The sequence below is a fragment of the Pantoea sp. ME81 genome, assembly GCF_903970985.1.
Taxonomy (GTDB): Bacteria; Pseudomonadota; Gammaproteobacteria; order Enterobacterales; family Enterobacteriaceae; genus Pantoea; species Pantoea communis.
On record NZ_CAJCKS010000209.1, the window covers coordinates 1 to 7407 of the forward strand.

Below are 7407 nucleotides of genomic sequence, written 5' to 3' on the forward strand. Positions count from 1 at the left end.
CGTTTGGTGAGGCTGTTCCGGTCAACCCCGGCGCGGAGGGCTTTTCGTAGCACTGCCATTCATTCAGTACAAGGGTGAAATGCACGCCAGAGGCGCCCTTGTACTGCCTGCCTGTCATTGCTCCTTTGCCCTTCGCCGCGACTGGATCGACCGAAACATGAACCCTCACAGAGACAGGAGAAATGCCATGAACACACACAACATCAACGTCAAAACCGCCACGCCAGAATCTCCCAAAACATGGGTGAAAACCCCGTCAGCGCTCTGGCTTGAGCGTAAAAATGATCTGCTGTTTCAACTCGCCGGGATTGAGGGGGAGCTGCTGATGTTCGATTCGCTGGATCGCATGGGGGTTGAGTGGGATGAAGAGAACGATCTGCTTTACTGCGCGCGTGAGGCTGCCATCACCGTGGAAAGCCTGTCAGAAATAGGCGCGGTGAACTCTGAGGCGGTGTATGAAATGGTCAAGTCCGTTGAGGCGCTGGCGATAAACTGCGGGCGCATATTCTGGTGGGATATCCATCCGCGCACGCTGCCAGGTCTGCAAACGTTTTTAGAACAGGCAGCTGATGGACGCGAAAATTTTGTTGCCGCTGAAACGGAGAAACAGAAGCCATTCAGTGTGGACGTGGAAGGCCGTACAGAGTACCTGGAAGACGACCCGATTTATGGTACCTACTGGCGGGACAGTATCCTGCATCTGGGACGCGCATGGAGTGTTGCTGAGGCCATGGCTATCGCTGCCGCAGCCTGGCTTGAAGATGAATGGGACGCGCGCAAAGAGGATCACGACTATTACGACAGCGATTTCGGGCGCGATATGGGGCCGGTCAGTTTTTCTCCGCGCATGATCATCATCCATGACAGCGAGCGCCGCAGAGTGCTGACCGGGGATGCGAGAAAGATGACCTGGTATGCGCACGTAACCGATCCTGTCGAAATTACCCGTATCGCAGCAGAGCAGCAGGCGCTTCGCGAGGAAGCCGCAATGGAATCAGGCTGGGACAACTTTGAAACAGCCCGTCAGCTTCGCGTACAGGCAGATAAATTAGGTGCACCGGTTGTTGATGCGTCCTGGCTGGGCAACTCAGACGTTAATGCGGCGCTCGCTGCCTTTGTCCGTCCCGAGCACAAAACGTGGGGTGCTCGGCTTAACACCCGTGGTTTATCGCCGTTTATGGCGGCTGATATGACGTCTCTGATTGCACTGAGCGACCGCACTTCGCAGTTATCCCGTAGCGATCGTTTTGAAGCGCTGCACAGCGTGGCATTGAGCATTGCCGGGCACGTGAGCCAATCAGTCACAGACTGGTCACTCCGTTGCCCGAAGATCCCGGCGGCGGTGATCAGTGCCTGGCTTCTTACGAGAGAGATTGTCACTGAGCTGTTTGGTGATAATGGAGAAATGGTCTGGGAAGACATAAAGGATTCTCTTGTCTCTCACCTGTATGAAAACAGACTTGCTCACTAATATGAGGTCAGCCGGGAGCGGGGCGGGGGGAAATCCTGCCCGCTTCAGGCGCTCTCAAAAGCGGGCGGCCCTGCGGGCCGGAGAACACCGGTGCTGACGCACCGGTCATCCCCCATCGCCTGCGCTTTCTCTGTGCGGGGCGCTGTCTCTACGTTGTCGCTTATCTCTTTCATTTCTCTTACTTCTCTCTCTACTTTCTGTAGCGGTTAAGTCTTGTAGTGTGCAGCCGCTGCTTCTCCGGTTTCCTGGTCATTAAATCTCAAAACATCAACAAACGGATGGCCCCCTTCGGCTCCCCGGCAGGCCGGGTCGTCGAGCCCGACTGCGCTAACCGGCAAGCCGGTAAGCTCCGCCGAACCGCCAGAAGCGGCGTTTCGGGCCTGACGGCTAGGGTCTGATGGCAACGGCCAATCCAACTCCTGCAGCTGGCTCTCGCCAGCGCATTCACTGGCCACAAAAAGACGTGGCCGCTAAGGACGCCCGCCTTGCGGTCGGGTGTGTGCCTGCTCATTACCGGTGCGGTGGTCATGTTGCGGTAGCTTCCACGCGGCGGGCGAATCCAAGCACAGTCATTCGTCAGTCACCAGGGTGAAATGCACGCCGGGGGCGCCCTGGTCACTGCCGCCTGCCTGTACTTCTCAGCCCTTTGCCGCGAGGAACTCACCGAAACATGAATTAACCACCTGACAGGAGATGCAGCATGCACACAAACAACGTCAACGTCGCCACTTCAGAATCTTCCAAAACATGGGTTAACGGCCAAAAAATTTGCGTCAGCGCGAACGACCTGCGCACGCGCTGGCATGCCAGAGGGGAAGACGGCGTAAACGTCACGCCTGCTGAAGGGAAGCACTTCCCGGCGCGTAACGGCAGCTATGGCGTTGATGTGTTGCTGCTTGATGAAAACGAGGTGAACGCGCTGATTGAGGCGGGGCACAGGGCGCTGCCACGTCTGGCGGGTTCAGAGGGCGGCATGACGGCGCTGTACGACATGGGAGATAACGCTGCCGGGCGTTATCTCATTGCCAGTCGTGGCCAGGTCTTTTCTCGCACGGACTCTTTTCAGAAGGTCTGTCGGGAGTATATCCGCCGGGCTGCTGAGGTGCGGAATGAGGAAGTGCAGAAGTTTTTGGCGGCCTTCGACGCGGCAATGGAGGCAGGGCTTGACCATTACCAGGCCAGTGACGTTGCGCGCGGTTTTATCACGCTTGAAAAAGCCCTGAATCCTTAGCGTGGAAATCAGGAAACTGCCAGCGGCGATGATGCCGGACTTAACGAGATCCCTTTCTGAAACCGTGCGGCGGCCTGCCTTAACGGGGCGCGCTTTCATCATTACCTACTTAAGGAAAACTGAAATGAAAATGCAAAATACGCAGGCAGTGGTCATCGGTCAGGTTGTCAGTACGGTGCTTTACAATCGCGGTCGTGGGGTGGTGTTTGCCATCCACGGGGAGCAGAAATCAGCCTCAGTGGGATCGCTTTCGGGAATCGTTTCGTATGGTGGAAATGCCACCTTTGATATTGCTTTCGAGAGCGGGAAAATATCCCGGGGGTTGCCTGAAAGCATTCTGCACGGCAAACAGTGGAGCATATTCCCGGAAATAAAAACGGCTGAAGAAGTTATTCGCATCGTTGAACATGCGCAGTCAGAAGAGATCCGGGAGACACAGGAACGCGAGGCAGAGGAAAGGGAATATCGTGCTGAATGTGAACGCCTGAAAACAGCACCGGAATATTCAGGATTGTCGCAGGATAAAAAAGGAGCGGTGCAGGTAACAGGGAATATTCGTAAAGAACTGAAGGCGAAATTTCCAGGTGTTAAGTTTTCTGTTCGCAAACGCGGTTATGACAGCGTCAGCGTTAACTGGACCGACGGGCCGACGGAAGAGATGGTTAAAGAGATTACGAAGAAATACCGCGACAGTTATTTTGACGGCATGCAGGATATGTCTGTTTCCTGTTCGTCTCCATTCAATGAAATTTATGGCGGCGTGGGCTATGTATTTGTTGACCGCGATTACTCGGACGCGATGAAACAACAGGCTATCGGGATCCTTAAAATTAAGTACGATCACCTGCTTGATGGGGAAGAGGTATCTGTTGCCCGTTACAACTCTGGCGAACTGTATCGTATCCGCCCGGATTACTTTGGTCACGGTCATGGCATTCAGGGCGAAATAAATAAGATACTGGCGGTAACTACTGCTTAATTTTGGAGGAGCCGAAAGGCTCCTTTTTTTAACCTGAACGCTCTGATATAAATTCTGAGAAGCCCAGGTATAGTTAATTACACCGAAACTGTTGCTTAAAGAATTTTTGAATTTTTATTTTGTATCACGGGTTGCCCTTCTCCGGTATTGAACCGGCACGGGCAATTCTGCGCGGTGAAGTTCAGTGTTGTCTGAGGATTAACCGGCGCGCAGAAGTGGTTAACTGTTCTCTCGTCTTCATGACAACGGAATAACTGGCATCATCCCACAGGCACGCGAGGGATTTTCCCTGCCTTGATGCCTTTATAATGTCCGTCGATGATCATCGCGTAGTTATAGCGATTCTTGATCGTTACCGGAATGTTCTTCATTCCGGCATTGTACATTCCGACCGCCAGCCACGTGGTGCCGTACTGATTGAAGTTGCGCCTCAGCAGCATCGCCCCGATGTAAATATTCAGGCACGGATCTGAAAGCAGCTTTTCTTTGCTCAGTCCCGGATATTCTTTCTGTAATCTTCGCATGGTTACCGAGTTAATCTGCATGATACCGTAATCACTACTTCCCGGCTTCCCGTCATCAGACTTGTTGGTATTAATAGCCGTCGGGTTGTAGTGTGATTCCTGCCAGGCGATAGCCCGAAGATAATCCGGATCAATGGAATACCATTCACCTGCTTTAATAAAACAGTCCGCTTTCACGCTGGTCGGGATAATGCCTGTAACCAGCAGGGCAGCAGCGTACCAAAATAGTCGCATTGCGGCTCCGGTTTTGAAAAGGTCGGGTAGGTTGTTGCTCTCAATAATATCATAAGAAAGTGATTTTTACACACCACTCGCAAATTTATATTTGTCTGATTATTCATTTAATAACAGAGAGTTAGCGATATTTTGTAGAAAATTTAAGCTGATGGTCACTTACCAGATGGTAACCCTCTGGAATCCAGAAGGTTTTTTAAAGGTAACCAAAGAGTTTGTTATATTTATATCAATAGTTTAGGCTAATAATACGTTAGCTGGTTTCCACAAGGTTACCCACTTTAAGATGGGTTGTTACCTGATGGTTACCCAAAAAATCCGACGTTACTCTTGCCAGACACACTGGTCTGATGTGCTATTTTCAAGCCTAAATAAAAATGAGTGTGAGAATTAAATATGAATGACGAGAATTCAGGTAAACGCAACCGAGTAAATCTTACGATTCCCTACTCCCTTTTAGAAAAAATAGACGGGCACGTGGAAAAAAAGCTGGAAGACGGTGAGTCGCGCGATACAGCGAACCGATCGGCATTCGTGATGGAAATGTTCAAGCTCGGCCTTCGGGTTTATGAAAATAAAATCAACAAAGATGCTTCAGAGAAAACACTGGACCAGAAGCTGGAATTCATTGCTAAAAACGTTCTCGTCAGCGGTTTTATCACTGACGCTATCTTCGGCATCCAGAAGGAAACGGTCGATGCCAGTAAGGTTATTAAAAATGAAATGGTTCTTGATCCGGAATGGGTTAAGGCAGTGAACGAACGCGTGGCCGGAAAATTGCAGGAATACTTTAAATAATCCTTTTTATGTCTGGTGCCTTCTCTCCGGCACCAGATTAGCCTGGTCAGTTATCATCACTGTTTTCCACATCGTCATCCTTTTCACGCAATGCTTCCGTTTCTCTCTTCTGTGCTTCCCGTATATAGCGGCGCAGGGTCAGTGCATTAATGCCGTACTGGGTGTAAATCTGTTTTCGCGTGTGCCCGTCGATTAACACGGCATTGACGGCCTGATCGCGGTCGCGTTTTGAAAGCGGGTTTCGGTTATCGTATTTCACTCGCTTTTCCTTAATGTCAGGCGAATGTTTCTTTTCCTTCCAGGCGTCTTTCACGGTGGATACCGTGACGCCAAGAATTTCTGCCGTCTGCTGCAGCGTTTTTCCCTGCACGCGCAGGCGGATGATGTTTTCTTTTAATTCAGCCTGAACAGGCCGGTAATCCTCACGCGTGCCGATATGTTTAATCAGCGTCTCTGCGGTAATGCCGTATTCGGCGAGGATATCTTTTCTGAGCGCACCCGCACTTAATTTTCGCTTAATGTCTTCGGCATCATCGGGCGTCAGTTTTTTTTCCCGTTCCCGGGGTGTTAACGATTTTCCATCACGTTCCGCGATTTTCCTGACCGCGTAGTACACGGCAGCGCGGGTAATGCTGAAGGTTTTTTCAATCTCCTCAACCGTTATTTTTGGCTCCGCGTGATACATGGCCGAGATTAACTCCCACTGTTTCCAGCGCAGTTCCATCGCCGAGGTTCCCTTGCGGGATTTAATCAGGTTGTAAACGTAGCCTTCAGAACACTTCTGTTCTTCGCAGATATCCCTGACGCGCCAGCCCAGCGTGACGCGCGCCATGACTTTATCGGGATCGGGTCCGCCTTTTCTTTTTCTCGGCTTTGAAGTTGGTGTGTCTTTTAATGCCGGAGCGGGCAGCGCCGATATTACCTGAGGGGCGTCCTGTTTAATTTCAGGCTCTGCCACCGGCTCGATGAAGACCGATTTCTTCAGGCTGTTATTTAATTTACGCGCCAGCCAGAGGTTCACCGCCGGGCGGCTTAGTGGGGTGACCAAATCCCGGTTGACCATTATCCAGGCATCAGGCACCACCGAGTCGGAATAGTAGGGATAAATAATCTTCCCGACGCGTTCTGCCAGGGTCTGCACCTGAGAGGAGTGGACATATTTACTCATCACAGAAATGAAGGGGTAGGTGACGACCTGGCAGGCGTAGTAGCGACCTTCCGGGGTGTTGACCTCAATCCAGCCGGGATCGCGCATATAGCGCTGGAGCGCCTCGTTCAGAAGATTACTTAAGGCCGCCTCATCATTTGTCCTAAAAATCTTAGCGGTAACGCCCGCCGGATCGGCGATATGCACAACCAAATCGGCAACATCAGCCATGATTTCTCATTTCCATTCAATCAGTTAGTGACTTAAGTGAAATTTCTCACCCTGACGATAAATTAAATTGATCAGTAAGATCAATAACTTATATTGAAGTGGGCGATCCGGGAGCGTAAAAAAACGTCAGCCAGTTAAGAAACCGTAAGGTTCTGTTTCAATCCCACAGATATGTAAAGGAGGCGTAATCAGAAAGAACAAAAAATTGACTTAAGTCCGTCAGGACAGTGACAAACGATAGTTCAACCGACTGATCATTATATCCCTAACTGAGGAAAAAACCTATGAAGGGCTCTCTCTCTTCGTCTGTAACTTACTGCCGCAAGGCAGGGGCGGTAGCGTGGAAAAAACTGAGTACCACCGCGCTGCTTTCTGCACTGGCGATCCTGGCTGTTTCTGTGATGCCCGCCCACGCTCAGGACTACTTCGCCGGGGCCAAAACTGATGTTACGGATACGTTCGGCGGCAACTCCGCTGTCGTTTATATCCTTTATGTTATTGAGATTGCTTTCATCGCTTTCACGTACATCAAAACCAAGAATCTGGCGCTGTTCGGCAGCATCGCGGCGCTGCTGGTTTTCGTGAACGTTGCCTTCAACGTCATTCCGGCTTAAAGGCTGCTTATGGATAAACGTGACCGGTATACCTGTGCGGCTACGTTTTCCGAGCAAAAGCGGTTCGTGGGGCTGCCACCTGATGAGTTCTGCCTGTATGTGCCACTGGCACTGCTGGCCATCTTTCTCAACATGTGGGTGTTTGGCCCCACGCTCTTAGCCGCCGTGGTTGGAATAC

7 protein-coding genes are annotated in these 7407 nt (G+C 51.2%); 5 read left to right on the top strand and 2 right to left on the bottom strand.

Annotated features, from left to right (window positions below; translation table 11 throughout):
* Positions 1–187 precede the first annotated feature (187 nt).
* The 3 genes from H7A81_RS24070 (at position 188) to H7A81_RS24080 (ending at position 3681) form a co-directional block, all read left to right on the top strand.
* Positions 188–1471, top strand: coding sequence for a hypothetical protein (locus H7A81_RS24070; RefSeq protein WP_182058947.1), 1284 nt, complete (start codon positions 188–190; stop codon positions 1469–1471).
* 700 nt (positions 1472–2171) lie between these two features.
* On the top strand, positions 2172–2702 hold the full coding sequence (locus tag H7A81_RS24075; protein ID WP_182058948.1) for a hypothetical protein: 531 nt from the start codon (positions 2172–2174) through the stop codon (positions 2700–2702).
* A 124-nt stretch (positions 2703–2826) separates the two neighbouring features.
* Positions 2827–3681, top strand: coding sequence for an LPD29 domain-containing protein (locus tag H7A81_RS24080; RefSeq protein ID WP_182058949.1), 855 nt, complete (start codon positions 2827–2829; stop codon positions 3679–3681).
* Between the two features lie 260 nt (positions 3682–3941).
* On the opposite strand, the gene H7A81_RS24085 is transcribed toward H7A81_RS24080, so the two are convergent.
* Positions 3942–4439 (bottom strand): lytic transglycosylase domain-containing protein, encoded by a 498-nt coding sequence (locus H7A81_RS24085; RefSeq protein ID WP_182058950.1) that lies wholly within the window; start codon positions 4437–4439, stop codon positions 3942–3944.
* 396 nt (positions 4440–4835) lie between these two features.
* Between H7A81_RS24085 and H7A81_RS24090 the strand changes: the two genes are divergently transcribed.
* Complete coding sequence (locus tag H7A81_RS24090) at positions 4836–5237, top strand: relaxosome protein TraM (RefSeq protein ID WP_182058951.1); 402 nt, start codon at positions 4836–4838, stop codon at positions 5235–5237.
* Positions 5238–5283: 46 nt separating this feature from the next.
* Here H7A81_RS24090 and H7A81_RS24095 read toward each other — a convergent pair whose 3' ends face one another.
* Positions 5284–6615, bottom strand: a complete 1332-nt coding sequence (locus H7A81_RS24095) for a hypothetical protein (RefSeq protein ID WP_182058952.1) — start codon at positions 6613–6615, stop codon at positions 5284–5286.
* Positions 6616–6899: 284 nt separating this feature from the next.
* Here H7A81_RS24095 and H7A81_RS24100 point away from each other — a divergent pair, with 284 nt between their 5' ends.
* Positions 6900–7229, top strand: a complete 330-nt coding sequence (locus tag H7A81_RS24100) for a type IV conjugative transfer system pilin TraA (RefSeq protein ID WP_182058953.1) — start codon at positions 6900–6902, stop codon at positions 7227–7229.
* Positions 7230–7407: the final 178 nt, after the last annotated feature.

Bases quoted from the DNA above. Each gene is read 5' to 3' on its own strand.
- H7A81_RS24070 (WP_182058947.1), top strand. From the start codon at position 188: ATGAACACACACAACATCAACGTCAAAACCGCCACGCCAGAATCTCCC.
- H7A81_RS24075 (WP_182058948.1), top strand. From the start codon at position 2,172: ATGCACACAAACAACGTCAACGTCGCCACTTCAGAATCTTCCAAAACA.
- H7A81_RS24080 (WP_182058949.1), top strand. From the start codon at position 2,827: ATGAAAATGCAAAATACGCAGGCAGTGGTCATCGGTCAGGTTGTCAGT.
- H7A81_RS24085 (WP_182058950.1), bottom strand. From the start codon at position 4,439: ATGCGACTATTTTGGTACGCTGCTGCCCTGCTGGTTACAGGCATTATC.
- H7A81_RS24090 (WP_182058951.1), top strand. From the start codon at position 4,836: ATGAATGACGAGAATTCAGGTAAACGCAACCGAGTAAATCTTACGATT.
- H7A81_RS24095 (WP_182058952.1), bottom strand. From the start codon at position 6,615: ATGGCTGATGTTGCCGATTTGGTTGTGCATATCGCCGATCCGGCGGGC.
- H7A81_RS24100 (WP_182058953.1), top strand. From the start codon at position 6,900: ATGAAGGGCTCTCTCTCTTCGTCTGTAACTTACTGCCGCAAGGCAGGG.